29 protein-coding genes and 1 pseudogene are annotated in these 24,166 nt (G+C 70.6%); 18 read left to right on the top strand and 12 right to left on the bottom strand.

The features are described from left to right. Window positions 1–17: 17 nt before the first annotated feature. Window positions 18–1,010 (top strand): ArsR/SmtB family transcription factor, encoded by a 993-nt coding sequence (locus tag ACFSKW_RS44045; RefSeq protein WP_379580510.1) that lies wholly within the window; start codon window positions 18–20, stop codon window positions 1,008–1,010. A 79-nt stretch (window positions 1,011–1,089) separates the two neighbouring features. Here the strand turns inward: ACFSKW_RS44045 and ACFSKW_RS44040 are convergent, their stop codons facing one another. Next, entirely contained in the window at window positions 1,090–1,251 is a 162-nt protein-coding gene (locus ACFSKW_RS44040) for a response regulator transcription factor (RefSeq protein WP_379580508.1), read from the bottom strand. On the opposite strand from ACFSKW_RS44040, the gene ACFSKW_RS44035 reads away from it, so the two are divergent. Continuing rightward, window positions 1,250–1,405: a hypothetical protein gene (locus tag ACFSKW_RS44035; RefSeq protein ID WP_379580506.1), complete on the top strand. Its 156-nt coding sequence runs from the start codon at window positions 1,250–1,252 to the stop codon at window positions 1,403–1,405. The two genes, ACFSKW_RS44040 and ACFSKW_RS44035, sit on opposite strands and share 2 nt — an antisense overlap. Window positions 1,406–1,599: 194 nt before the next feature. Beyond that, window positions 1,600–2,436: a glycoside hydrolase family 16 protein gene (locus ACFSKW_RS44030; RefSeq protein WP_379580504.1), complete on the top strand. Its 837-nt coding sequence runs from the start codon at window positions 1,600–1,602 to the stop codon at window positions 2,434–2,436. Window positions 2,437–2,488: 52 nt separating this feature from the next. Here the strand turns inward: ACFSKW_RS44030 and ACFSKW_RS44025 are convergent, their stop codons facing one another. Together ACFSKW_RS44025 and ACFSKW_RS44020 are read right to left on the bottom strand one after the other, a co-directional pair. Beyond that, the gene (locus ACFSKW_RS44025; RefSeq protein WP_379580502.1) at window positions 2,489–2,914 is read right to left on the bottom strand and encodes a nucleoside deaminase; all 426 of its coding nucleotides are present in this window, start codon (window positions 2,912–2,914) and stop codon (window positions 2,489–2,491) included. Further along, window positions 2,911–3,771, bottom strand: coding sequence for an LLM class flavin-dependent oxidoreductase (locus ACFSKW_RS44020; protein WP_379580500.1), 861 nt, complete (start codon window positions 3,769–3,771; stop codon window positions 2,911–2,913). The genes ACFSKW_RS44025 and ACFSKW_RS44020 overlap by 4 nt, the downstream gene beginning before the upstream one ends. Window positions 3,772–3,864: 93 nt before the next feature. On the opposite strand from ACFSKW_RS44020, the gene ACFSKW_RS44015 reads away from it, so the two are divergent. Both ACFSKW_RS44015 and ACFSKW_RS44010 read left to right on the top strand, forming a co-directional pair. Continuing rightward, a complete protein-coding gene (locus tag ACFSKW_RS44015) occupies window positions 3,865–4,329 on the top strand; it encodes an Lrp/AsnC family transcriptional regulator (RefSeq protein WP_379580498.1) in 465 nt (154 codons plus the stop codon). A 31-nt stretch (window positions 4,330–4,360) separates the two neighbouring features. Then, window positions 4,361–4,837 (top strand): COG4315 family predicted lipoprotein, encoded by a 477-nt coding sequence (locus ACFSKW_RS44010; RefSeq protein WP_379580496.1) that lies wholly within the window; start codon window positions 4,361–4,363, stop codon window positions 4,835–4,837. Between the two features lie 451 nt (window positions 4,838–5,288). Here the strand turns inward: ACFSKW_RS44010 and ACFSKW_RS44005 are convergent, their stop codons facing one another. From ACFSKW_RS44005 to ACFSKW_RS43995, 3 genes are all read right to left on the bottom strand, one after another. After that, entirely contained in the window at window positions 5,289–6,218 is a 930-nt protein-coding gene (locus tag ACFSKW_RS44005; protein WP_379580494.1) for a hypothetical protein, read from the bottom strand. Window positions 6,219–6,321: 103 nt separating this feature from the next. Continuing rightward, window positions 6,322–6,549 (bottom strand): hypothetical protein, encoded by a 228-nt coding sequence (locus ACFSKW_RS44000; protein ID WP_379580492.1) that lies wholly within the window; start codon window positions 6,547–6,549, stop codon window positions 6,322–6,324. A 1,121-nt stretch (window positions 6,550–7,670) separates the two neighbouring features. Continuing rightward, complete coding sequence (locus ACFSKW_RS43995; RefSeq protein ID WP_379580490.1) at window positions 7,671–8,120, bottom strand: carboxymuconolactone decarboxylase family protein; 450 nt, start codon at window positions 8,118–8,120, stop codon at window positions 7,671–7,673. 86 nt (window positions 8,121–8,206) lie between these two features. On the opposite strand from ACFSKW_RS43995, the gene ACFSKW_RS43990 reads away from it, so the two are divergent. Continuing rightward, entirely contained in the window at window positions 8,207–9,085 is an 879-nt protein-coding gene (locus ACFSKW_RS43990; RefSeq protein ID WP_435191184.1) for a sigma-70 family RNA polymerase sigma factor, read from the top strand. A gap of 200 nt (window positions 9,086–9,285) precedes the next feature. On the opposite strand, the gene ACFSKW_RS43985 is transcribed toward ACFSKW_RS43990, so the two are convergent. After that, a complete protein-coding gene (locus ACFSKW_RS43985; RefSeq protein ID WP_379580488.1) occupies window positions 9,286–10,221 on the bottom strand; it encodes a LysR family transcriptional regulator in 936 nt (311 codons plus the stop codon). A 131-nt stretch (window positions 10,222–10,352) separates the two neighbouring features. On the opposite strand from ACFSKW_RS43985, the gene ACFSKW_RS43980 reads away from it, so the two are divergent. Beyond that, window positions 10,353–11,609, top strand: coding sequence for an MFS transporter (locus ACFSKW_RS43980; RefSeq protein WP_379580486.1), 1,257 nt, complete (start codon window positions 10,353–10,355; stop codon window positions 11,607–11,609). Then, entirely contained in the window at window positions 11,606–12,202 is a 597-nt protein-coding gene (locus ACFSKW_RS43975) for a cysteine hydrolase family protein (protein ID WP_379580484.1), read from the top strand. The genes ACFSKW_RS43980 and ACFSKW_RS43975 overlap by 4 nt, the downstream gene beginning before the upstream one ends. Before the next feature lie 275 nt (window positions 12,203–12,477). Here the strand turns inward: ACFSKW_RS43975 and lgt are convergent, their stop codons facing one another. Continuing rightward, window positions 12,478–13,308: a prolipoprotein diacylglyceryl transferase gene (lgt, locus tag ACFSKW_RS43970; protein ID WP_379580482.1), complete on the bottom strand. Its 831-nt coding sequence runs from the start codon at window positions 13,306–13,308 to the stop codon at window positions 12,478–12,480. Window positions 13,309–13,420: 112 nt separating this feature from the next. Between lgt and ACFSKW_RS43965 the strand changes: the two genes are divergently transcribed. Then, a complete protein-coding gene (locus tag ACFSKW_RS43965; RefSeq protein ID WP_379580480.1) occupies window positions 13,421–14,434 on the top strand; it encodes a sensor histidine kinase in 1,014 nt (337 codons plus the stop codon). Continuing rightward, window positions 14,431–15,108 carry a response regulator gene (locus tag ACFSKW_RS43960; RefSeq protein WP_379580476.1) on the top strand — a complete coding sequence of 226 codons (678 nt, stop codon included), beginning with the start codon at window positions 14,431–14,433 and terminating at the stop codon, window positions 15,106–15,108. Before ACFSKW_RS43965 ends, ACFSKW_RS43960 begins: the two co-directional genes overlap by 4 nt. Here the strand turns inward: ACFSKW_RS43960 and ACFSKW_RS55030 are convergent. Next, a pseudogene (locus tag ACFSKW_RS55030) lies at window positions 15,088–15,233 on the bottom strand (IS982 family transposase); the annotation flags it as partial. The gene ACFSKW_RS43960 and the pseudogene ACFSKW_RS55030 sit on opposite strands and share 21 nt — an antisense overlap. 149 nt (window positions 15,234–15,382) lie before the next feature. Here ACFSKW_RS55030 and ACFSKW_RS43955 point away from each other — a divergent pair. From ACFSKW_RS43955 to ACFSKW_RS43935, 5 genes are all read left to right on the top strand, one after another. Continuing rightward, the gene (locus ACFSKW_RS43955; RefSeq protein WP_379580474.1) at window positions 15,383–16,252 is read left to right on the top strand and encodes a GNAT family N-acetyltransferase; all 870 of its coding nucleotides are present in this window, start codon (window positions 15,383–15,385) and stop codon (window positions 16,250–16,252) included. Between the two features lie 519 nt (window positions 16,253–16,771). Beyond that, complete coding sequence (locus ACFSKW_RS43950; RefSeq protein WP_379580472.1) at window positions 16,772–17,377, top strand: TetR/AcrR family transcriptional regulator; 606 nt, start codon at window positions 16,772–16,774, stop codon at window positions 17,375–17,377. Continuing rightward, window positions 17,374–18,546 (top strand): FAD-dependent monooxygenase, encoded by a 1,173-nt coding sequence (locus tag ACFSKW_RS43945; RefSeq protein WP_379580470.1) that lies wholly within the window; start codon window positions 17,374–17,376, stop codon window positions 18,544–18,546. Before ACFSKW_RS43950 ends, ACFSKW_RS43945 begins: the two co-directional genes overlap by 4 nt. Then, window positions 18,543–19,019: a nitroreductase family deazaflavin-dependent oxidoreductase gene (locus ACFSKW_RS43940; RefSeq protein ID WP_379580468.1), complete on the top strand. Its 477-nt coding sequence runs from the start codon at window positions 18,543–18,545 to the stop codon at window positions 19,017–19,019. The genes ACFSKW_RS43945 and ACFSKW_RS43940 overlap by 4 nt, the downstream gene beginning before the upstream one ends. A gap of 203 nt (window positions 19,020–19,222) precedes the next feature. Next, window positions 19,223–19,681, top strand: a complete 459-nt coding sequence (locus tag ACFSKW_RS43935) for a hypothetical protein (RefSeq protein ID WP_379580466.1) — start codon at window positions 19,223–19,225, stop codon at window positions 19,679–19,681. 171 nt (window positions 19,682–19,852) lie between these two features. On the opposite strand, the gene ACFSKW_RS43930 is transcribed toward ACFSKW_RS43935, so the two are convergent. After that, window positions 19,853–20,539, bottom strand: coding sequence for a MerR family transcriptional regulator (locus tag ACFSKW_RS43930; protein WP_379580464.1), 687 nt, complete (start codon window positions 20,537–20,539; stop codon window positions 19,853–19,855). 300 nt (window positions 20,540–20,839) lie between these two features. Next, window positions 20,840–21,481 carry a DNA alkylation repair protein gene (locus tag ACFSKW_RS43925; protein ID WP_379580785.1) on the bottom strand — a complete coding sequence of 214 codons (642 nt, stop codon included), beginning with the start codon at window positions 21,479–21,481 and terminating at the stop codon, window positions 20,840–20,842. A gap of 193 nt (window positions 21,482–21,674) precedes the next feature. On the opposite strand from ACFSKW_RS43925, the gene ACFSKW_RS43920 reads away from it, so the two are divergent. From ACFSKW_RS43920 to ACFSKW_RS43910, 3 genes are all read left to right on the top strand, one after another. Further along, on the top strand, window positions 21,675–21,797 hold the full coding sequence (locus tag ACFSKW_RS43920) for a hypothetical protein (protein ID WP_379580462.1): 123 nt from the start codon (window positions 21,675–21,677) through the stop codon (window positions 21,795–21,797). Then, a complete protein-coding gene (locus tag ACFSKW_RS43915) occupies window positions 21,794–21,970 on the top strand; it encodes a hypothetical protein (RefSeq protein ID WP_379580460.1) in 177 nt (58 codons plus the stop codon). The genes ACFSKW_RS43920 and ACFSKW_RS43915 overlap by 4 nt, the downstream gene beginning before the upstream one ends. Window positions 21,971–22,231: 261 nt before the next feature. Next, a complete protein-coding gene (locus ACFSKW_RS43910) occupies window positions 22,232–23,416 on the top strand; it encodes an erythromycin esterase family protein (protein ID WP_379580458.1) in 1,185 nt (394 codons plus the stop codon). Between the two features lie 328 nt (window positions 23,417–23,744). Here ACFSKW_RS43910 and ACFSKW_RS43905 read toward each other — a convergent pair whose 3' ends face one another. Continuing rightward, on the bottom strand, window positions 23,745–24,149 hold the full coding sequence (locus ACFSKW_RS43905; RefSeq protein ID WP_379580456.1) for an ArsR/SmtB family transcription factor: 405 nt from the start codon (window positions 24,147–24,149) through the stop codon (window positions 23,745–23,747). Window positions 24,150–24,166 lie beyond the last annotated feature (17 nt).

Below are 24,166 nucleotides of genomic sequence, written 5' to 3'. Positions count from 1 at the left end.
GCCTACACAATCGATTCATGGCTTTGACGGTCGAGCTCGGTGTGGCCGAGCTGGCGGCGACGCGATTCGCGACCTCGCCGCTGTCCGAGACGGTGTCCGGCCTGCAGCAGCTCGGCGGCCGTGACCGGCAGGCGATCAACCTGCCGTGGCTGCGATGGGCTGAGGACAGCCTCGCCAAGGACCCCCTCGACCTGCCACGCACCTGGCCCCTGATCGTGAACGACCGGCCGAGCTGGCCGGAGTTCCTGGTGCCGGCCCCGCTCGGCGCGGGCACCTCCATCGACGACGACCTGGCGGCCCTGCAGCGGACGAGCGCCCGTCAGGTGCGGGCCAGCCTGCGGCGGGTGTTCGGCGAACACCCGCCTGACACCGCCGCCGCGCTCGCCGCGCGTCCGGCGGCGGGACTGCGCGCGATCGCCGCCGAACTGCGCGCGGCCTACGAGCGGCTCATCGCACCGCACTGGCCACGCATCAGGGCCGTCCTGGATGCGGACGTCCTGTATCGCGCCAGGCAACTGGCCGCGGGCGGCGCCGAAGGGGTGTTCACCGGCCTGCACCCCGATCTGCACTGGTGCGAGGGCCGGCTGACGCTGAAGCAAGCGCGCTGGCCGGCCGAGCTCGCGGTCAACCGCGGCCCGGGCGGGCTGGTGCTCATCCCCGTCGCTCTCGGCTCCCCCTACGTACTCATCAAGAAGAGCACGTCCACGCAGACCACGGTGCGATACCCGGCGCGGGGCCTCGCGACGTTGTGGACGGCGGGCACGCGGCCGCCCGAGGACAGCGCTGTGCGGCTGCTCGGTCGCGTGCGGGCCGAACTGCTGCAGGCGCTGCGCTCCCCCGCGACCACCACGGACCTGGCCCGCGCGTTCGGCGTCACACCCAGCGCGGTGTCGCAACACCTGGGCGTGCTGCGCGCCGGCGGGCTCATCGCGCGAGAGCGTTCCGGGCGCCACGTCCTGTACGTGACGACCCCTCTCGGGCAGTCCCTGAGCGGGCCGCCCACCACCTAGCCGCGAACCGCCGCCCGCCCGGGCGGCCCGAGCGGCCCGGCGCGGCACGAGGGGCCCGGCGCGGCACGAGGCCGGCCGGTCAGCCGGACGGCGACACCAGGCCCGCGTCGTAGGCCACGATGACCAGCTGTGTCCGGTCACGGGCGTCGAGCTTGGCGAGCAGGCTGGCCACGTGCGCCTTGGCGGTGCCAGGACTGATGTGCAGGTGGGCCGCGATCTCGGCGTAGAAGGCGGCGGGCATGTCAGCGCCCGGCGACCTGTCGCCGCAGCGCTCGCTGGAGATCACCCGCGCCTACGTCGGCGCCTTCTTCGACCTGCACCTGAAAGGCAGGAAGCAGCCGCTGCTGGACGGCCCTTCACCGGCCGACCCCGAGGTCGCCTTCCACAGCCCCTGACCCCGCGGTCACCGGTCACAGGGCGCGCAGGCGGGCTGGTGCGCCCTCCCGTCGATCGAGGCCGCGCCGTGCTCGGCCCGGCAGGAATGCTGGCCGCCGGGCACGGCGGCGGCCGCCCTGTCGCCGGCCGGCCCGGGCCTGGGTTGGAGTATGGGTGCTGTAGGACCGACCGCTCGACCCGAAAGGCGCGCATCGTGCAGGAACCCACCGTCAACCGGCCGCAGGCGCCCGACCCGGTCACCAAGGCCGGCTACGAGCTCGAATTCGAGGACACCTTCGACGGCGACGTCCTGGACGAGACCCGCTGGATCCCCTACTACCTGCCCCAATGGAGCAGCCGTGCCACATCCGCGGCCCGATACAGGATCGAGGACGGCCACCTGCACCTGCTGATCGAGGAGGACCAGCCGCCCTGGGCGCCCGACCTCGAGGGCGGGCTTCGCGTCTCGTCCCTGCAGACGGGCCTGTTCGCCGGGCCGGTGGGAAGCTCCATCGGCCAGCACGGGCGCGGCGCGATCGTCCGCGAGGCGCAACCCGACCTCAGGCTCTACACCCCGCAGTACGGCCTGATCGAGCTGCGGGCCAAGGCGATCGACGACCCGCGCTCCATGGTCGCACTGTGGATGATCGGCTACGAGGACGAGCCCGAGCGATCGGCGGAGATCTGCGTCTGCGAGATCTTCGGCCGCGACGTCACAGCCGACCACGCCGGCGTCGGGATGGGCCTGCACCCCTTCGGCGACCCCGCGATCGTCGACGACTTCGCGGTGGAACGCATCGCCGTCGACGCCCGGGAGTTCCACGTCTACGCCGCCGAATGGACCCCCGAACACGTCGCCTTCTTCGTCGACGGCCGGCACGTCAAGACCATCCGCCAATCGCCCGGCTACCCCATGCAGCTCATGCTGAACATCTACGAGTTCCCCGAGGCGGACGGCTCGCCGACGGCGCGGCACCCCTATCCCAAGCGGTTCACGGTCGACTACGTCAGGGGCTACCGGCCGCCCGGCCGTCCCGGCGGAGCGCCCTGACCGGGCGCCGGCACGCCGGGACCGGCGTGCCGGCCCGCTCGTGAGCGGCCGCTCAGGTGTAGTAGCCCTCCACGGGAGTGCGAGCCTCGTCGTACAGCGCGGGACCCTCCAGCAGCGGCTGCGGGAAGCCGCCGCCGGGCTTGAGCCCGGCGAGCTGGTCGTTGGACAGCGCGAACACCACCCGGCCCAGCCCGGACCGTTCGATCGCGCCGCCGCACATGCCGCACGGCTGGCAGCTGGTGTACATGGTGGTGGCCGCCGCCGTGGCGGGATCCAGCTCGCGCGCCGCCCACCGGGCCAGCTTCAGCTCCGGGTGCGCGGTGATGTCGGAGTCGGCGACGGAGGTGTTGTGGTCTTCGGCCAGCACGGCACCGTCCGGGCCGACCAGCAGCGAGCCGAACGGCGGGTTGCCGCCCTCTCGCGACCTGGCGGCCAGGTCGATCGCCCTGCGAAGGTGACGCTCGTCGTCGGGGGTCACGGTTGCTGCCTTCCTGTAAGGGTTGTCGTGCGGGCGGCGACGGCGGCCAGCGCGCGCCAGGCCGTCTCGGGGCGGAGGGTGTCGTCGGGGTCGGTGTCGAACGGGTCGAGCACGACGGTGTCGACGCCCATGGCGCGCAACTGGTCGAGGTCGTCGACGATCTGCTCGATCGTGCCCTCGCCGGCACGCCGTTCAGGGCCGGTGACCGGCTCGTCGGTCATCCGCAGCACGATCCGCGGCATCAGGGCGGGCACGGCCGCCCCTTCCTCGTCGGCGATGGCCTTCAGCCGGTCCAGCGCCTCACGCAGCCACGCCAACGTGACACGCAGCGGATGCCACGCCGCGCCGTGCCGTACCGCGCGGCGCATGCCCGCGTCGCTGTTGCCGCCCACCCAGATCGGGATCGGCCCCGGCCCGTAGTCGCCCTCGTTCTCCCATGCCGCCCTGACGGCGTGCAGGTACTCGTCGGTCAGCCTGCCGCGCCGCTCGAACGGCACGTCGAGCGCCTCGAACTCCTGGCGGGCCCAGCCTGAGGCCACGCCCAGCACGAGGCGTCCGCCGCTGAGCTGGTGGAGGTTGGCGGCCATGCGCGCGATGAGCAGCGGATGGCGGTAGGGGACGATGAGCACCGTGGTGCCGAGCCTGACCCGGCTGGTGATGCCCGACAGCCACGCGAGCGTGGTGAACGGCTCGTAGAAGGGGGCCGGGTACTGCTCGGCGACGTCCGGTGTGATCACCACGTGGTCGGAGACCAGCAACAGGTCGAACCCGAGCCCTTCCACGATCTGCGCCCACCGCCGGAGCGTGGCCGGGTCGGTGCCCGGACCAAAGTTGGGAACATTAACGCCTATCTGCATCAATTCAGACTATTAACCAGATAGCCGCTACCGGAAGGGATTCCTCCTGGCATAAGGAGCGAATCGCCGTGGATTCATCGGTATCGTGGGCATATGACCGTGACTCTGGACGGAACCGACTGGGTGATCCTGGCCGAACTCCAGCGCGACGGCAGGATCCCGCTGACCGAACTGGGCAGACGCGTCAGCCTCAGCGCCTCAGCGGTGACCGAACGGGTCAAACGACTGGAGTCGACCGGCGTCATCACCGGCTACCGGGCCGAGGTCGACGTGGAAAGCGTGGGCTTCGCGGTACTCGCCGTGGTGCGCCTGAAATACCCCGGCAACCGGCACGAACCCCTGCACCAACTGCTCGGCGAACGCGCCGAGATCCTGGAATGCCTGCGCACCACCGGCGACGACTGCTACCTACTCAAGGTGGCCGCCACCTCCATGAGCCACCTCGAACGCCTCGTCAACGAGCTGGCGGAGTTCGGCAGCACCACCACCAACCTCGTCTACAGCCAGCCCCTGCCATACCGCGGCCCCCGGGCGCCCCTGACCCCCGACACCCGCTGAACGACCAGAAGATCGTTTACGTGGTGATGTCATGAGGAAACTTCTGGCTCCGGCTGCCGCCTTCCTCATGATCACGAGTTGTGGCGGCACAGCCGAGCATCGCGCGTCCGAACAGGGTGCGATCAACCCAGCCATGGCGACGCCCGTCGCGCCGGCCACGGTCCACCTCGCCTCGTCCAGCATCGGCAAGATCCTGGTCGACGACAAGGGCATGACGCTCTACCTGTTCGAGAAGGACAAGAACGGCACATCCGCGTGCTACGACGAGTGCGCCGAAGAATGGCCGCCCTACCTGACCAAGGGCGACCCCAAGGCCGAGCAAGGCGCCAAACCCGACCTGCTCACAACCGTCAACCGCACCGACGGCGGCACCCAGGTCGTCTACGGCCGCTGGCCGCTGTACCACTACCACGACGACAAGAAACCAGGTGACCTCACCGGCCACGACAAGAAGGAGTTCGGCGCCGAGTGGTACGCCGTGAACGCCCAAGGCCACAAGGCCCACTGACGCCAGGCACCCCTCAACCCTGACCGAGGCCCGGCAGGCCCGCTCCACCACGACACCACAGGCACGACCAGGCGAGCACCCCGGCCGCGCCACGGACGACGACGCCCCCGCACCCCCAGCCCCACCGACCGCCCATCCCCGCAGACCCGGCCAGAGCACACGCCACCCGACGCCACACGATGCCCTGGACACCGACACCCGCGCCGAACTCCCCTCGATCATCGACGAGGTCCCCCGGCGCGCAGGCATGGTCGTCGTCAGCGACCACCAAGCAGGACTGCGCGAACTCCCCTCGGTGCGCCGCCTGACCGTCACCGACGGCAAAGTCAAGGAGGGTACGGCAACCACCCCCGACCGTCGTCGTCGCGGTCACCGTGCCCGCATGCGAATCGCCACCCATGCCATGGCCGGCCCTACCCTCACTGCTGCGGCCCTCGCTCGGGCTGGCCGCCTACCTATGGCTGCGACGGGGCAGACCCCGAACACCGGCCGGCGCGCCGCTCAACCGCGCCCAGGCAACCCGGACGGCCGCCACCATCCGCCTCCTCGACAACCTGCCGACCGCCGCCACCCCCGCACCCGCCAACGCCGCCACGCTCACCACCAGCACCACACCCGAGACCACCGTCAGGTCAGCCGGAGCCAACCCCGCGGCCGCCTGCAGCACGCTCACCAGCACCACCCCGCCATACCCCAAGGCCGCCACAGCCACCAGCCGCACCCTGACCACCTCACTCCAAGCCGACAACGCCAGCACCCCCGCCAGCACCGGCAACACCTGCACCGCGTGCAGCGTCACCGCATGCGGCACCTTGAGCTGCCCGGCCACCCCGAAGATCGACAGATCCCTCACCTGAGGCGGCAGCCCGATGGCCCGGCCGTTGGCGATGAGCGCCGCCCCCGACACCAGAGTCAACAGCAGCACCGCCAGCCCCGAACGCACCGCCAGCCGCATGCTGGGCGCACCGTCGAAACGCCGCCAAGCCAGCACCGTCACCACGACGATCGCCGGGATCAACCCCACGATCGCGACCACGGCCAGCGCCGCCGAGACGGCCGCATCGAACGGCGTGCCGAAGTTCAGATGCGAGGGCACCCCACGCCAGCGCTGCAGGTCGATCAGACCCGTCTCCAACACGCTCGCCACCGACAGCGTGCCCACCAGCCACCCACCCTGCCGCCGGCCGAGCCCTGAACGCGCCGCGATCCAGACCAGACTGATCAGGGTCACACCGAAGGCGAAACCGAACAGGATGGGCTTACGCCACGACACCGGACCATCCCACCCACCCCCATCGACGGCGTACACAAGAAGATGAAACGCGCTGCTGGCCAGCAGGAGCACAGCCGCGCCATACCCGAAGCGCTGAAAACCGGACATGACACCAGCCTGGCCGCACACCACCCACCAGACATCCGCCCGGAGAAGGCGACCGCCCTACACCCACCGATGTAGCACCCGCCGCCACCGGCGCGCCGTCGGATCAGCCGCCCGCCGCCACCGCCACCCCGAGCACCAGCAGCACCCCACCGGCGACAACCTGCAACCACCGATGGACCACAGGCCTCCACACCAACACCCGCCCACACTCCACCGCCCAGGTGAACAGCAGATACCACGCGACGTTCACCAACGCCCAGACCACACCCAGGACAACACTCGACAGGAACACCGGCCCCTCCGCCGCGACGAACTGCGGCAACACCGACACGACACTCACACCACTCGTCGCCGCCTGCCTCGCACTACTCCACGACGTCGCGGCCGACATCCGCTCCAGCTGGGACCCCACACCAACCCCACCCCCCTGACAGCGCCAGAAAGCCAGAGCCGCGGCGGCGGACACCAGTCCGCCCACCGCCGCGGCCGCCCATGAAGCCCACCGCCGGCCTCGCAACACATTCGGAGCCACCCCACCCAACGGATGGGCGACCACCCCGACCACGCCCCGTGAGCAGCTCGATGCGCGTCATAGACAGCCGAATAATGCGCCAGCGCCCGGCCCGAAAAGGGTGCCACCCGAAGACGGCAGAAACGGGCCGCATAGCCGCTGGTCAGCATCGGTCTGGGCGCGGATCTCGGTGTCGGCGAGTGTGTAGAGCTGGGTGGTTTCGGTGGAGGCGTGGCCGAGGCGTCGGCGGATGGTTTCCAGCGATCGATGACCTCAGTGACGGGGGCATGGCGGAGTTGGCGAATGTCGATCTCGACCCCGGCCGCTTCGCAGTAGCCCTCCCACCGGAGATGGGCGGCGTAGGACTTCGGCGCCCCGAGCCCCACACACATAGATCGTCTCGAACAGGACCCGCTCAAGGGGCACATCCTCGCGTGGGCGGCGATCGAGCCCAGGACCTCGGGCGTCTGTCCCCTGTCCGCCACACCATCGCCGCAGGTCAGCACCGTGACGACAAGCCCACAGTGAATCCGGTCCCCGCCAGAACCGGCACGTTTCCAGGCGGCTGCGCGCCGCACTGCTTGTTGGAGTGAGTCTTTAGTCCTTGATTGAAGGGCGGCTGAAGGCCGCCCCACCAGGCGCCTTTACAAAGTAGATTTCTTGAGTGGCCGATCTTCGTGTGAGGCGTCATGCGTGTCGATCGCGCCACTCCCACAGCGTCACCCGCAGCGGCTCAGGTCACGCAGCGCCCGACTCGGCCGCGGTCGGCCGCCCCGATGTCGGCGGGACGATTGGGGGGCGTCCGCCATCCGTGGCCAGATCCGTCCCGTTGGCGTGCATCTCATGTCCGACCGGGGTGATGACAACTCCAGCACGCGCATCCCGTAGACGATCCCGGCTGCTCCCCCACGATCAGCCGGGATCCACGTGTCACGCTGCGCTCACCAGGTCTTGCCGGCCGGTTCCCGGATCGCGTGGTTGATCCGGTTGTAGAAGTTGGTCAACGCGATCTCCATGATGATCGCGCTCAGTTGCGCATCGGTGTAGTGGGCGGCGGCGGCGTCCCAGATCTCGTCGGTCACGCCGGGCGCGCCGTCCTGGATTCGGGTGGCGGCCTCGGTCAGCGCGAGCGCCGCCCGTTCCTCGTCGGTGAAGAACGGCGCCTCGCGCCAAGCGGCCACGGTGTGCAGCCGCTCGTCGGCCTCCCCGGCCTTCTTCGCCGAATCGATCGAGGCGTGAACGCAGGGGCTGCAGCCGTTGATCTGGCTGGCCCGCAGGTGGACAAGCGACAGCAGCCGCCTGTCAACCCCACCGGCGGCGATCGCCTTGTTCAGGTGCTTGATCGCCGTGAACACATCGGGGTTCGGTGCGCTGGTCAAACGAGCCTGCATCTGTCTTTCTCCATCATGATCGGTTACCCAGGCCCGTCCGGGCCCGTCATCCTCTATGACGGAGCAGATCCAAGGAAGGTAACAGCGTGTCCGAAACCAGCCCGGTGAACCCGATGACCGAGGCGTTCGAGGCCCAGCGCGACCGGCTACACGCGGTCGCCTACCGGATGCTCGGCTCGCACGCCGACGCCGAGGATGCGGTCCAGGAGGCTTGGCTGCGGCTCTCCCGCCAGAACTCGGCGGCGATCGACAACCTCGCTGGCTGGCTGACCACAGTGGTCGGCCGGATCAGCCTGGACGTCCTTCGATCGCGCCAGGCCCACCCTGAGGCGTCCTATGACGACCGCCTGCCCGAGTTCGTGGTGACGCTCGACGACGGACCGACTCCCGACGAGGAGGTGGCGCTGGCCGATACGGTCGGGCTCGCGCTCCTGGTCGTCCTCGAATCACTCCGCCCCAGCGAACGGCTGGCCTTCGTGCTGCACGACCTGTTCGCGGTGCCGTTCGACGAGATCGGCAAGATCCTCGGCAAGTCCGGCGACGCCACCAAGATGCTCGCCAGCCGCGCCCGCAGGAAGGTGCGGGCCACTGAACGGCCGACCGATGGCCGCCAGGAGCAGCGCGTGGCGGTCCAAGCCTTCCTGGCGGCAGCGCGTGACGGCGACTTCGAGGGGTTGCTGCGCGTCCTCGACCCCGACGTCCGGTTGACCGTCGACACCCCCACCGGCGTGGTCGTCATCCTCGGCGCCACCCAGGTCGCCTCCGGCGCGCGACTGGCCGCCGGCGCGGCACCACGGGGGCGAGCGGCCGTCGTCAACGGTCTCCCCGGCGTCATCTCGTGGGACGAGGACGGCACTCCGCTCTCGGTCCTCGCGTTCACCGTCCTCGACGGCCGGATCACCGACATCACAGCCGTGGTCGACCCAGCCAAACTGACACTCATGGACCTGCCGGACCCGGAGTGACGGCCCGAGAACCGGAAGGGCCTGGAACAGCCCTTGGCCGAGCGGCTCGCCTGCCGTGCCGGTGATCCGTCAGGATGTCACGACCTTCACCACGGACGCGGCCTCAGCAGGCGAGCATCCCGCAACAGCCTTCTCGCTGCGTCCGCAGAAGGCGTCACCGTCGGTCGATCCGGCCACGGTGATCGCAGACGCGGCGGCGGTCAGTGCCGGATCACCCAGCCCGGCGTCCAGCTCCCGGCGGCGTCGTGGCCGGCCACTGTGGCGGCGAGGTGGGCGCGGAGGGTGGCCAGCGCGGGGTGGGGGTTGTCGCGGCGCCACAGGAGCGAGTGCGGATAGACGGGCGACGGGTCGGTCACCGGGATGCGGCGCAGGCCGTGGCCGGCAGGCCAGACCAGGCGGGTCTGCTCGCCCATGAAAGTGGCCAAGGCCTGGGTGTCGGCGATGGTGTCGAGGAGCGCGTCGGAGCCGAAGTTGGGGCCCGTCGCCTCGATGGTGAGGCCGAACTCGGCGACGAGATCGTCGTAGTAGGCGGCCCATTCGGTTCCGGGGACGATGCCGGGCATCCAGATCCGGTGCCCGGCGAGCTGGGCGACGGTCACCGACCGGGCGCCCGCCAGCGCGTGAGCGGGCCCGGTGAGGAGCTGGAGCGGCTCGTCGAGCACCCGGACGGACTCGATGTCCTCGGGCAGGGGCCTGCCGGGCACGGCGACGGCGCGGAAGGACGCGTCGATCGCACCGGACCGAATGGCGGCGACGGCCGTCTCGATATCGAACATCATCACCACGTCGAGCTCGATCTCGGGGTGCGCGCGGTGGAAGCCGCGCATCAGGCCCGAGGCCGCGCTGCGTGAGGCGATCACGTCGACGCGCAGTGGACGGCTGCCGGGGAGCACGGACGCGACCGCGCGCTCGGCGACGCGCAGCAACTCGCGCGCGTGAGGCAGGAACGCCTGCCCGTCGATGGTGAGCCGGGCCCCGCGCGCCGTGCGGGTGAACAGCCGCACGGCGAGGTCCTTCTCCAGCCCGGCGATGCGCTTGGAGACGGCCTGCTGGGTGATCGACAGATCTGCGGCGGCTTCCTGGAACTGGCCGGTGTCTACGACGGCGACGAACGTGCGCACAGCATCGAGATCCACATCAACGGACCTTAGCGTACGACTCACGGTTGTGCAGCTTCGGTCAGCCGGTTGTTTGACGTGCCTATTGGCTGCGCGTTTTGATCTCCCAGATCAACGGTTGGTTGTTTCACAGAGATGGCGGGTGCGCGTTGGGAAGGTCGCTGGGGCGGCGGTTCAGGTGGTTCTGGGCCGCATATGCGGTCAGCACGTTCGGCACATGGCTCGCGTTCGACGCTTTCGCCCTGATCGCGATTCTCGCTCTGGACGCAGGGCCTACCGAGGTGTCGGTTCTGGCCGCCGCGGGACTCGCGGTCGGGGCGGTGGTCGCGGTGCCGCTCGGGCCATGGGTGGAGTTCCGGCGCAAACGGCCGGTGATGATCGCGATGGACCTGATCCGGTTCGCGGCGCTGATGAGCGTTCCCACCGCCCACGTGCTCGGCTGGCTGAGCTTCGCTCAGCTCCTGGTTGTGGCGGTCGTTGTCGGCGCGGCCGACATCGCCTTCACCGCTGCGAGCGGAGCATGCCTGAAGGCGCTCGTCCGGTCCGAGGACCTACTCGTCGCCAACGGGCGGTTCGAGGCCACGACCTGGACCGCCACCGCGCTCGGGCCGCCGCTCGGTACCGCCGCGATCGGGCTGGTGGGGCCGGTGACGAGCGTGGCGGCCAACGCGGTCAGCTTCCTCCTCTCGGCCGCGGGGATCCGCGCCGTCGGCGGGCGGGAGCCACGTCCCGCGCGAACCGCCGTACGGTCCCGGCCTGGAGCCGGCGACCTGCTGGAGGGGTGGCGGTACATCCTCGCCAGTCCGGCGCTGCGCCCGTTGTTCTTCAACACTGTCCTGGTCAGCGGCCTGATCATGGCAGCCTCGCCGTTGGTCGCCGTCCTCATGCTCGGCGACCTCGGGTTCGCGCCCTGGCAGTACGGCCTCGCCTTCGGCGTCCCCTGCGTCGGCGGCCTCATCGGCTCGCGACTGGCCCGCCCGCTCCTCGCACGGTTCGGACAGCACAAGGTCATGCGCACCGCCGGGACGCTGCGCGCGTGCTGGTCACTCGGATTGGCCTTCATCAGCCCCGGCCCCACCGGGCTCTTCCTCGTCATCGCCGTCGAACTCGGGCTGATCACCTGCATGGGCGTGTTCAACCCGATAGTCGCTACCTACCGGCTCGAACAGCTCCCGTCGGACCGGGTCGCCCGCACGCTGTCCGCCTGGTCGATCACCAGCAAAGCCACCATCGCGGCCATGACCGGCATGTGGGGCCTGCTGGCAGGCCTCACCAGTCCCCGCACCGCGATCGCGATCGCCGGTCTCCTGCTCCTGGCGACCCCGCTCCTCCTCCCTCGACACGACCGCACGCCCCAACCCAAGAACGCCGACCAGGCGCCACCGGAAAGGCGAACACTCGCATGAGCACCGCCCCCGCGCTCGACCCCGCACACACCGCCCTGCTCGTCATGGACTATCAGCCCGCGATCCTCGCACTGCTCCCCGAAAGCGACAGTGAAGCCCTGCTGGGACGCATGGAAAAGGTCATCGCTGTCGTTCGCGCCAGGGGCGGTACGGTCGCCTATGTCCGGGTCGGCTTCACCGAGGCCGACTGGGCTGCGATCCCGCCCACCAACAGGTCATTCGCACCGATCGCCCAGCACCGTCTCATGCACCACGCGGACCTTGACACCGCTGTCCACGAACGTCTCGCTCCCCAGGACGGAGACATCATCGTCCGTAAGATCCGTTATGGAGGCCTGTCCACCACCGACCTCGATCAGCGATTGCGCGAACGCGGCATCACCACTCTGATCATCGCGGGCATCAGTACCAGCGGCGTCGTCCTGTCCACCGTCCTCGACGCGGCCGACCGCGACTACCAGCTCTACGTCCTGGCCGACGGCGTCGCCGACCCTGACCCCGAAGCGCACATCGTCCTGCTCCATCAGGTTCTTCCCTCACGGGCCCACATCCTCGAGACCGCCGAGTTGCGCACCCTCCTGCGGGCCGACTGACGCCAGGCGCGCCCGCCCGGCGTGGCACGGCCCGCGGCTCCCGCGGATGTCACCAGCCCCGAAGTAGCAGGGCCGTGCGCGCTGACCTGCTGTGGTCCGGCGCGCGCGACGACGGGCAGAGTGGCGTGGCTGATGCGGCGTCGCGGCGTGGCGCATGCCCTCGGGGACTTCCTGTGCTGCTCGCCCAGCAGGAAGATCCGCAGCTACGCATGCGAACCTGCGACCGAGCGTTCGCCACCTGCCGCCGACCGGCCGCCACCGTACTGCCGCGTGAGTCATCGACTTACATGCCGAAGCCGGCCGCCTGGTCGATCAGCTGGAGTGGCCTTCCTCGTGACCACCAGGTAGATGACCGCGGCCGAGAAGATCAGCAGTGCCGTCCAGTCGTTGAGGCGCAGGCCGACGATGTGGTGACTGGGATCGATGCGCAACCACTCGATCCAGGCGCGGCCGGCGGTGTAGGCCGCGGCGTAGAGCGCGAAGGTCCGGCCGCGGTCGAGCCGGAACCGCCGCTCGGCCCAGATGACGAACCCGGCCACGCCCAGGTTCCACAGCGACTCGTAGAGGAACGTCGGATGGTAGGTGGCCGTGGATTCCAGGCCGGGCGGCCGGTGGGCGGGGTCGATCTCCAGCGCCCACGGCAGGGTGGTCGGCCTGCCGTACAGCTCCTGGTTGAACCAGTTGCCCCAGCGGGCGATCGCCTGCCCGAGCGCGATCCCGGGAGCGACGGCGTCGGCGAAGTCGCGCAGCGCGATGCCGCGCCGGCGGCAGGCCAGCCACACGCCCACCGCGCCACCCGCGAGGGCGCCGAAGATGCTGATCCCGCCCTCCCAGATCGCGAAGGCCCGCAGCGGCTCTCGTCCGGGGCCGAAGTACACCTGCCAGTCGGTGGCCACGTGGTAGAGCCGGGCGCCGACCAGGCCGAACGGCACGGCCCATGTGGCGATGTCGCCTACCTCGCGGGGCTCACCGCCGCGGGCGACCCAACGGTGCCGGGTCACCCAGATGCCGACGAGGACGGCAAGGACCATCAGGAGGGCGTAGGCGCGGATCGGGATCGGGCCCAGATGCCAGACTGCTTGGGACGGGCTGGGGATGGCTGTCACGCCGTCGAGTCTGGTTCCGGTAAGGCTGCGTCCGCATCGAGCGGTGCGCCGATTGTGCGATCAGTCGACTGGTTGATGCCGATCCGGCAGAAGGCTGAATATCGTCAGCGGTGTGGAGTCCTGGGAGCGGTCGCGGCGCCGGTGGCAGCACGCCTTTTTCGTCTCGTGGCTGGTGCTGACCTCTGCGGGACCCGTGATGGAGGGAGGCCGGGCCCTCCCGGTGGTGCTGGTGGCCGGGCTGGCCGCCTGGTACGCGGTGTGGTTCGTGCTGCGCACGCCACCCTCGGGTGACGTGCCCGTGCCGTACGTGCTGGGCGGCGGGTTGCTCTGGCTGGGGCTGTTCGCCGTCGATTCCTCCTTCCTGGTGGTCGGGCTGAGCGTGCTGGTGCCGTACTGCATGGACGCCGTGCGGGTCGGGCTGGTCGCGGTGGTGTCGTGCGCCGGGGGCTGGCTGTGGCACCGATACCACGCGACGGGATCGATCACCTGGACCGAGATCGCCATCAGCGCGCTGATCGCGATCAGCGCGGCCACCGCTGTCGGATACTTCCATTCCGTGGCCCAGCAGAGCGCCGAGCGTAAGCGGCTCATCGACCAGCTGGAGGCAGCGCAGGCGACCCTGCCGGACAACAAGCACCTCAGCCAGGCGTTACGGGCGGCCCGGGAGAACCTGGCTGAAAGCCGCCGCGTGGTGCGAGCGCTGCGACCCGGCGAGCTCGACGAGTGCGGCCTGCCGGTGGCCCTGCAGCGGCTGTCCGGCCGGCTGTCCGACGAGACCGGCATCAAGGCGCACACCGTGATCACCGGCACGCTCCGGCCGCTGGAAGCCCAAGTCCAGGCAGAGCTGCTGCGCGTGGCGCAGGAGGCGGTCGCCAACGCACGCCGCCATGCCCGTCCCGAGCAGGTTACGCTGACCCTGTCGTACATGGAGGACCTGGTCGTGCTGGATGTCCACGATGACGGCGACGGTTTCGATCCCGAGCGGGCCGCCTCCGGACATGGCCTGTCGATCATGCGGGAGCGGATGGAGCAGCTCGGCGGCGCACTGCTCGTGGAAAGTGCTCCCGGCGCGGGCGCCACGGTCGTGGCCAGCCTCCCGGCCGCGGTGCTGAGGGGGGCGCGATGACCGTCCGGGTCCTGATCGCCGACGATCATCCGGTGGTCCGCGACGGCATCCGGGCGATGCTCGGCACGCAGGACGACCTGGAGGTGGTCGGCGAGGCGGTGTCCGGCACAGACGCGGTACGGCTGGCGCGCGACCTGCGACCCGACGTCACCCTGATGGACCTGCAGCTGCCCGAGATCGACGGCGCGACGGCGATCAACCGGATTCGCGAAGACGACCCCGGCGCCAAGGTGATCGTCCTTACCACTTACGACACCGACGGCGACATCTCACGTGCCATCGACGCGGGAGCCATCGGCTACCTGCTCAAGGACACCCGACGTGAGCAGCTTTTCGACGCGATCCGGGCGGCGGCGCGAGGAGAGAGTGCGCTGTCGCCGACGATCGCCACCCGGGTGTTGTCGTGGGCACGTGCCGATGCGCCTGACGCCCTCAGCGGTCGGGAGATCGAGGTCCTGGGCGCGGTCGCCCAAGGGATGAGCAACAAGGCCATCGCCGCCCACCTGTGCATCAGCGAGGCCACGGTCAAGACCCACCTCCTGCACATCTTCGCCAAGCTCGGCGTCGACGACAGGACCGCCGCCGTGACGGTCGCCGCTTCCCGCGGGATCATCCGTCTCGGCGGCTGGACGAGCATGTCCGATCTCCCACCGGTGATCGTAGGCGATCAGTGACCGGGTGATCGGGCGTTGGTCGCGTTGTCGTGCCGGATCGCGGCGGCCGGCGCCAGGACGCGCTGGGCGACTCTCTCGAAGGAGCGGCCACCGTGGTCTTCCAGATCGAGCCGGCCCTTGAGTGGTGCCGTCAAGAAGCTCGCCATCGGCCGCAAACGAGCGTGTTCGGGCAGGTCAGTGGCATGGTGTGGACGTGATCACGGCGACGCCGATCACTGACCGCCGGCGGGAAATTCGGGTGCGGAGGGTCGGTGGCGTGGTGTGTGATCGGGGGATGACGATCGAGATGGGTAGGCCGGGGGCCGACGGGCTCGGTGACGTGGTGCGGGTCTTGAGGGAGTGGCAGTACGACGGAGCGCCGGTGCAGTTGCATCCGGGGGATGTGGGGTGGTTCTGGCGGTTCGGCGGGGAGCGGACGGCGGAGGCCACGCGAACCTGGAGTCGGGCTGGTGAGGTTCTGGCCGTCGGACTGCTGGATGGTGCGGAGTTGCTGAGGTTGGCGTTCGCGCCGGAGGCGTTGCGGGACGAGGACTTGGCGCGGCAGGTGGTCGAGGACGTGTCGGCCCCTGAACGTGGTGTGCTCCTCGAGGGCACGGTGTACGTCGAGGCGCCGATGGGCGCGCTGGTCCAGGACCTGTTGTTCAAGGACGGCTGGGAGAGCGGCGAGCCTTGGACACCGCTTCGGCGTGACCTCGGCGAGCCTGTGCCTGATCCCGGTGTTCGCGTCGAGGTGATCGGGCCGGAACAGGCGCACGAGTGGGCCGCGGTCGTGCGGGCGTCGTTCGACGGGTCGACGTTCACCGACGAGCGCTGGCACGCGATGGCGGCAGGTGCACCGTACGTCGACGCGCGGTGCCTGGTCGTTCGCAATGGGCAGGGCGAGGCGGTGGCGGCCGTGGCGGTGTGGTCGGCGGGCGAAGGCAAGCCGGGGCTGATCGAGCCGATGGGGGTGCATCGGGCACACCGCGGTCACGGTTACGGCCGAGCGATCACGGTCGCCGCGGCGCGCGCACTCCAGGAGTTGGGTTCGTCCAGCGTGATCGTGTGCACCCCGAGCTCCAACGTCGGCGCCGTCGCCACCTACCAGTCGGCCGGGCTCGAGCAGTTGCCCGAAAGACGGGACCTGAACCGCAACGCTTCCTGAGGCTTTCGGTGTGGGGGCGGGGTGTGGCCGGTGATCGCGGGGCCGGCGCCGGGTAGCGCGGAGGTGAGCTCCGCCGCGGCCGGCTCCGCCCCAGTCCCAGCACGGTCAGCGGGGTCGGCTGGGCCGTCTCCCAGCGGTCGCCGGCCGGCAGCTTGGCCCGCGGATCGCCCCACCGGTCGCCGTCCTTCGCGAATACGTCCCGGCGGCCGAGCGCGCGGTGCAGGTGCTCCCGCACGCAGAACGTGTACGCCGCCTTCTCCGCGCACCCCGCGAGCCGCGAGCGCCACGGACGCCGCTGCGGTGGCGTAGGCGGCGCGACTGCCTGCGGGGCGCAGGGTCTCGGCAGCCCATGAGCTCGTCTTCCACGTGGCCCTCCCGGGCGCGGCCTGGTCTGGTGTCACCTTCAGAGCCACGCTGCGGCGTCCACCACTCCCGGGGCCGCCCCGCCGCGTTGCTCGATCAGGCGGTCGCGATCGTGGAAGGCCTGCGCGAAGGCCGACGCGATGCTAACTTGGTCGTATGACTAATTTAGTCGATCGACCAAGTCCTGACCGGGGGGAGCGGCGACGCGAGCGGCTGGTCGAGGCGGGGCTGGCGCTGCTGGCCGAAGGCGGCTGGCCCGCTGTCACCACGCGAGCGGTGGCCGAGCGCGCCGACACGAACCTGGGCCTGATCCACTACCACTTCGGCGGCCTGAAGGAACTCCACGTCATGATCGCGCGGCGGGCGGGCGAGATGGTGATCGAGCCGCTGCTCGCCCAGCTCCTCGCCGCGACCGGCGAGCGAGCGGGCGTCGAGAGCCTGCGCCACCTGCTGCCGGCCGCCGTGGACGACGACCACGTCACCCGGCTGTCGGTGGAACTGGTGGCGGGGGCGTTGCGCACGCCCGAGATCGGCGAGGTCCTCCGCGACCAGCTGCGATTCGCCCGCGAGCGGATCGCGGCGTGGCTCGGCGACCTGCATCCCCAGTGGTCCCCGAGCCGCTGCCTGGGCGCGGCCACACTGATCACCGGCCTGCTGGACGGGCTGGTGCTGCACCGGCTGCTCGACCAGGAGTTGCCCGCGCGGGAGGCGGTGTCGGCGCTGGGCGACCTGCTCGACGCACTCGGCGGAGGCGCGGCATGAGGATCCTGATCTCCGGTGGCGGCGTGGCGGGACTGACCCTGGCGTACTGGCTGCACCACCACGGCTTCACGCCCGTGGTCGTCGAACGCTCCCCGCAGGGGCGGGTCGGCGGCTACGGCATCGACTTCTTCGGCACCGGCTACGACATCGCCGAACGCATGGGCCTGGTCCAGCGGCTGGAGCGGGGCAGGATCCCCGCCGACTCCGTCACGTTCGTCGACGCCGACGGCCGGGTGCGGGCGCGGCTGAAACGCACGCTGGTCGAGAACGTCGTGCGGGGCCCCTCCCTGCCCGTCATGCACGGCACCCTCGAAAAGGCGCTCGCCGGCACGATCTCCGGTCTCGTGGAGATCCGCCACGAGCAGACGATCACCGAGGTACGGCAGGCGGGAGACGGCGTCGCCGTCACCTTCGCCGACGGCCGCGAGGAGGGCTTCGACCTGCTCATCGGTGCCGACGGCGTCCACTCGGTCACCAGGCGGCTGGTCTTCGGACCGGAGCGCGACTACGCGCGCCACCTCGGCTACCATCTGGCCTGCTACCCGCTGCCCGACGACCACGACCTGGGCCCGACCAGGATCCACTACACCAGACGGGGCCGCCAGGTGGTGGTCTACCGTACCGACCGGCCGGGCGAGATGATCGCCTTGTTCCTCTTCAAGGCGCAGGACGAGGGCGGGGTCCCGCGTGCGGCCAGGCTCGCCAGGCTGAGGGACGAGTTCGCCGGGATGGGATGGATCACCCAGCGGCTCCTGGACGGCGCTCCCGCCGACGAGCCCGTCTTCATGGACACCATGACGCAGATCGTCATGCCAGGCTGGCACCAGGGCAGGGTCGCCCTCGTCGGCGACGCCTGCGGCTGCATGACGCTGGTGTCGGCCCAGGGCGTCTCGATGGCGATGGGCGGCGCCTTCCTGCTCGCCGAGGCGCTGGGCCGGCACCGCGGCGACCACCGCGCCGCCTTCGCCGCGTACGAGCGGCGGATGCTGCCCGAGGTGACCCGCCGCCAGCGCAACGCCCGCGCGGTCGCCCGCACGCTCATCCCCTCGACCCGGCTCGGCACGAGCACGCAGCACCTGGTCATGCGCCTGCTGGCGCGGAAGGCGTTCGCCCCCGTCCTGCGCCGGCGGTTCGGCGCTGGCAGCATCCTGGCGGTGGGGGAAGCATGAAGGTCGTCGCGACGCCACCGCCGCCGTCCGGCATCCGCCGGCTGCTCTTCCGGCTGCCCATCCACCTGTACCGCCTGCGCCTGGGATGGCTGCTGGCCGGCCGCTTCATGCTCCTGACCCACACCGGACGGATCTCCGGCAAACCACGACAGGTCGTCATCGAGGCGATCGCCCACGATCCCGCCGACGGCAGCTACGTCGGCCCTTCCGGCTACGGCAAGCGGTCCGACTGGCTCCGCAACGTCCTGGCCACCCCGGAGGTCACCGTCCAGGTGGGCACCCGCGCCATGCCGATGACGGCGCGCCCGCTCGGCCCGGAGGAGGGCGCCGAGCTCATGGCCGCCTACGCCGGCCGCTCCCCCAGGGTCGCCAGGCGGCTCGCCCGGTTCATGGGCTTCCTGGTCGACGGCTCCGAAGCGGACTTCAGGGAGGTCGGCAGCCGCATCGTCTTCGTCCGCTTCACCCCGCGCTGAGGCGGTGCGGCTGTCAACGGAAGACGGCGGGAACGGGCCGTGTCCTTGAACTGCTGCCAGGGCTGTCGCACGGGCGCCGCGGCGAGAGAGCCGCGCGATCATGCGGATTGCAGCCGCGGTGCAAGCGACACCTGATCAAATACCGGCATCGGAACAGACAAGGCCGGCCCGATAGGCGCCGCCTATCAGCGTGAGGTAGAGCGATGGCATCGATCGTCTTCGGGACACTCGCCGGCATTGCATGGATCGTGGGCGTGGTGCTGTTCCTCGTGTTGAGGCGGAAGCCGCACACCCGGGTCGGGGCGTACGTCAGCGCGACGTTCGTCTTCCTGGGCGCGGGGGTGCTCACCATGGGCTCCCTCTCGTTCGGGAGCCTGGAATCCGCAGCGCTGCAGACCTTCACGCCGGAGGAGCGCGCGGCGGCGGTGCCGTGCAACGCGGCGGTCCTGGAAGCCGAGGAGACGTCCAACAAGCTCAACGGACGCTACATCTGGCTGTTGCGGCTCCGCGTGACTCCTCAAGCCGGCAGCCCGTACGAGATCGAGCGTACGGCCCGGCTCACCTCGTCCATCGGGGAACGCCTGGAGCGGGGCAACGTCGTGCTTTCCTGCCTGGTGGCCCCCACCGACCACACCCGGATCGAGATCTCGGCCCTGGCCTGAGCCTTCCACGCCGACCACGACGAACGGCGGCTCTCCCAAAGATCGATTCGTCTGGAGTGAGAACCGGCTGCGCGGCCTGCCCTGCACGAACGGCCCCGAAGCTCCCAACCGGACTCCCTGCCGGTCGCGGTCGTCTCCAGCTCCCAGACCGCCTGCGCACCGGCTGGGGCGTCATGGCGTCCCCAGATAGGTGTCGAGCGCGGCCGCACCCGCCAGCATCGCCAGGCCCCGCGCCGTCAGCCGATCGCGCCACTCCCGCAGCGTCGCCTGCAGCGGCTCAGGTCCGCCGGCCGCCCGCACCCGCTCCAGCACCCGCGCGATCGGCTCCAGCCCGTACCCGCCCCGCCGCAGTTGGTGGGCCAGCAGTACGTCACGCACGTCGGCGGAGGTGTAGACGCGGTAGCCGGTCCGCTGATCGCGCCGGGGCACGATCAGCCCCGCCCCCTCCCATTTGCGCAACGTCGCGGGCCGGATGCCGAGCCTGCGCGCCAGCGGCCCGATGAACGTCACACCCGGCTCCAGCTCACGCGGCGGCACCAGGTCGCGCAGCGCCCGTTCCACGGCCTCCAGCGTGTGCCGGTCCCCTGCCAGTTGCGCGTGGCTCTCGTCGATCAGCCGCAGCGCCTCCTCGACCGCGCCGCCGTTCACGGCCCGCATGATCGCCCCCGCGGTCGCGTGGCCGTGTGCGGGGATCAACGCCAGGAACGTCCGCAACGCCGCCGCATGGCGCGGAGTGTAGACGCGGTAGCCGTACGGCGAGCGCTCGGCCGGCGGCAGGATCCCCGCCTCCTCGTAGTTGCGCACCGCCTGCGTGGACAGGCCGTGCTCGCGCGCCAGATCGATGGGCCGCAACCGCATTTTGAAGGTATGTCCTCACCAGCAGCAGGAGATGTCACCGAAGTTTACAGACAAGGTGCAATGATACGGTTAACCATGGGACGGTCTCGATCGCCCTCACCGATCTTCCGTCCCCCGCCGCCCGCCTGCTCGGCCGCAGCGAGCCCACCCACGGCATCGCGCCCCTCGACGACGCGATGAACCGTGATTGAGGGTGTGCCGGGGGATCCCTTGATAGCAGCCGCGAGTGAACATTCTGGCCTGGCGATGGTTTCGCATCCTTCGTTGCCATCGCCGCAGCCGTCCTGTGCTACCGCCGACTCAGATCGGCTGCCGGCGCACCATCTCGGTGATCCAGATGGGCGCGAACGGAGACGTGCAGCCCGGGGAGGTCGGGTAGTCCTTGAGCACCTCCAGGCGCTCACCGATGTCGATCGCACGGGCGCGGAGCTCGGCGTGCTCGATCCCGATCTGGGCCAGGCAGTGGTTCATCGCCCACTGCAGGCGGTCCGGGGCGTCTTTCATCTCGGCCTCGATGACGTCGAGGAGTCCTGCGAGGTCCAGGCCCTCGGGCTTCTTCGTCACGCGTTCAGTGGTCAGCGCCCAGCCGGCGCTCGCGACCACTGGATCCGGATCGGCGGACCAGGTCAGGCGCAGCTCTTCGGAGTGCGGGTTCTTCTTCACCACGTAGTTCACGAGCCAGTCGTGCACCTTGGGTGTGCGCGCCCCACGAACCATGACGTCCAACTCGTCACGCTCGAACGCCTTCGGGCGGCAGATCAGGATCGCCAGCAGTCTCGCCGCGGTGTCATCCGTCTCCCAGAGCCGGCACGCGAGCTCCTGCTGCGTCTTCAGCCGCTTCGCGAGCGCGCGCAGCTTGCTGAGGTTCACACCGTGATCGTCACCGTGTTTCTCGTTCACCTCGCGTATCTTCGGGTCCTCGAGCCCGGCCAGCTCGGCCATCACCTCCGCCACCGTCGTCTCGGTCAGCGATGTCTCGGCCACCTCAGCCTCCTGTCCCTCACGTGCGAGATTCAGCCTATGACGGGTGCCGCCGGAGCACGGAGGGAACGGGCCGCGTCGGCGTCATCGCCGAGACGTTCCTCACCGCTTGGCGGCGCATCGGCGACGTGCCCGAGGGCGAGGAGGCGCTGCTGTGGCTGTACGGGGTGACCCGCCGCGTGCTGGCCACGTGCGCAGCTCCGCCTACCAGGCGCTGGCGACGCTGCCCGCGGTACGGGTCGAACCGACCCGCAGGGGCGGCCGGGCGTCGCCGTGACCTTCCCGATCCAGGAGGGCCGGCCCGACCAGGGCAGGCTGATCATCGACCCCGACCCCTCCACGGTGCTGACCTTCGACGTCACCGGCACACCGCAGAGGGGCGACCGGGTCAATGTGGTGCTGGAGTCCGGCTGGACTGATACCAAGCCGTCCCCGCCCTCGGCCGAGTGAGGGCCGACGGGCCGGCCGGGCGCGAGCACCGGCCGGCCCGCCCCCCTCGGTGAGGGTCGTAGGCGATCAAGCGGCGGTGGGGTCGAGCCGGGTGTCGGTGTCCAATCTCACCGCTGCCTTGCGGCTGGCCGTGGCGCGTCGACAGGCCGTGCTCGCACGCGGGATCGATGGGCCGCAACGGCAGTTTGAAAGTACGGCCTCGTCAACAGCCGGGAATATCGCCAAAGTCTCCACAAGAGGTTCAACGATACCGTTGAAGGCATGGCAGCCTTGATCCAGGACTCCGCCCGTCCCTTCACCGGCGGCACTCTCACCGCGCTCCTGTCCCCCGCCACCCGCCTGCTCGGCCTCGGCGAGCCCACCCACGGCGTCGAGGCCTTCCCAGAGCTGCGCAACGAGCTGTTCCGCCATCTCGTCGAACACGAGGGCTACCGCTCGATCGCCATGGAGAGCGACTGCCTGGCAGCCCTGGCCGCCGACGCGTACGTCACCGACGGCATCGCGACCCTCGACGACGCGATGAGCCGCGGCTTCAGCCACGGCTTCGGCGCCTCACCCGCCAACCGGGAGCTTCTGCGGTGGATGCGCGCCTACAACGAGCAGCGTCCCCCGCACGAGCGGCTCCACTTCTACGGCTTCGACGGCCCCCTGGAGATGACCGGCGCCGCCGGCCCCCGCCCAGCCCTCACCGCACTGCACGGCTACGTCGCCGCCCACCTCGACCTGGCCTGGAGCCGCGAGACACTCGACGAGTTGCTCGGCCCCGACGAGCGCTGGACCGACCCCGCCACCATCATGGATCCCACCCGGTCAGTCGGCCGCACCCCCGAGGCCAAGGAACTGCGCCTGATCGCCGACGACCTGCGCGCGCTGCTCACCGCGCACGCCCCCCACCTGACAGCCGAAACCTCCCCCGACGACTGGTGGCGCGCCGACCTGCACGCCCGCACCGCCACCGGACTCCTGCGCTACCACGCCGGCATGGCCGACACCGCGCCCACCCGCGTCGGCGCGCTGATGTGCCTGCGCGATGCGATGATGGCCGACAACCTCGACGCCATAGTCCGCCGCGAGGCCCGTCGCGGCCCCATCCTCGCCTTCGCCCACAACCGCCATCTGCAGCGCGACAAGAGTCACCTGCGGTTGGGCGACCTGGCGCTCGAGTGGTGGAGCGCGGGCGCCATCATCGCCACCCACCTCGGCGACCGGTACGCCTTCGCCGCCACCACCTTCGGCGCCCGCGGCTCCGACGTCCCCCCTCCCGACACCCTCGAAGGGCTCCTGTCCGCTCTCCCCCACGCCCGCGCCGTCATCGACCCCGGCCACCTCGCCACGGCCCTCGACCGGAGGCTGACACCCCGCGTCCCGGCCGACCACACCTACCTCTCCCTCGACCCGGCCACCACCGACCAGGTCGACGCCATCGTCTTCGTCAAGGAGATCTGAGCCGCCCATGGCGGCGACGGGTGATCCAGGCCGGGGCCGCCGATGACGGTCTGCGGCGCAGTCCCGGATCGCGGACCCGATCACCTGGCGACCAGGCCGCCCCGCTCAGCGGCGGGCCGGCCGTCGCGCGCCACGGTGTGCCACGGCCCTGCGTCGCAGGCTCCGATGACCGAATCGGGGCCGGTGCGGTGCATTCACCACTGCCGCCATCTCGCCTGCGGCGGCGGCGGGATTCCGGCGGTCGCCGTACGCAGGTCCCGGCCGGCAGGGACCGCCGGGCCCGGCGCCCGGCGCACCACCGGATCTCCCGGCTGACGGGAGCCGCCGGTCAGGTCTCCAGCAGGTCCGTCGGGATTTCGCGTTCCAGGTGAACGGCCTCGGTGTGCTCGGTGTGGGCGAGAGCCAGGTCCAGCAGCAGGCGTACGTGGGCGTCGTCCAGTCGGTAGTAGGCCATGCGCCCGGCCCGCCGTACCGAGACCACACGGTGGGCGCGCAGCAGGCGCAGCGCGTGGGAGGCCGCCGATTCGCTCAGCTGCGCGACCACCGCCAGGTCGCACACGCACAGCTCACCTTCGAGCAGCGCCAGCAGCAGCCGCAGCCTGCTCGGGTCGGACAGCAGGCCGAAGACGTCGGCGGTGTCGGCGAGATCGGCCTCGGTGGGCATCCGGGAGGCCACCGTCGCGACGCGGTCGGCGTCGACGACGCGGGTGGCGCAGTGGTCGATCACGCTCACCCGCCGATCCGACGCGC

Source organism: Nonomuraea mangrovi (assembly GCF_042681425.1).
In the GTDB taxonomy this organism is placed as follows: Bacteria; Actinomycetota; Actinomycetes; order Streptosporangiales; family Streptosporangiaceae; genus Nonomuraea; species Nonomuraea mangrovi.
This window is presented reverse-complemented; position numbering and strand designations above follow the sequence as displayed.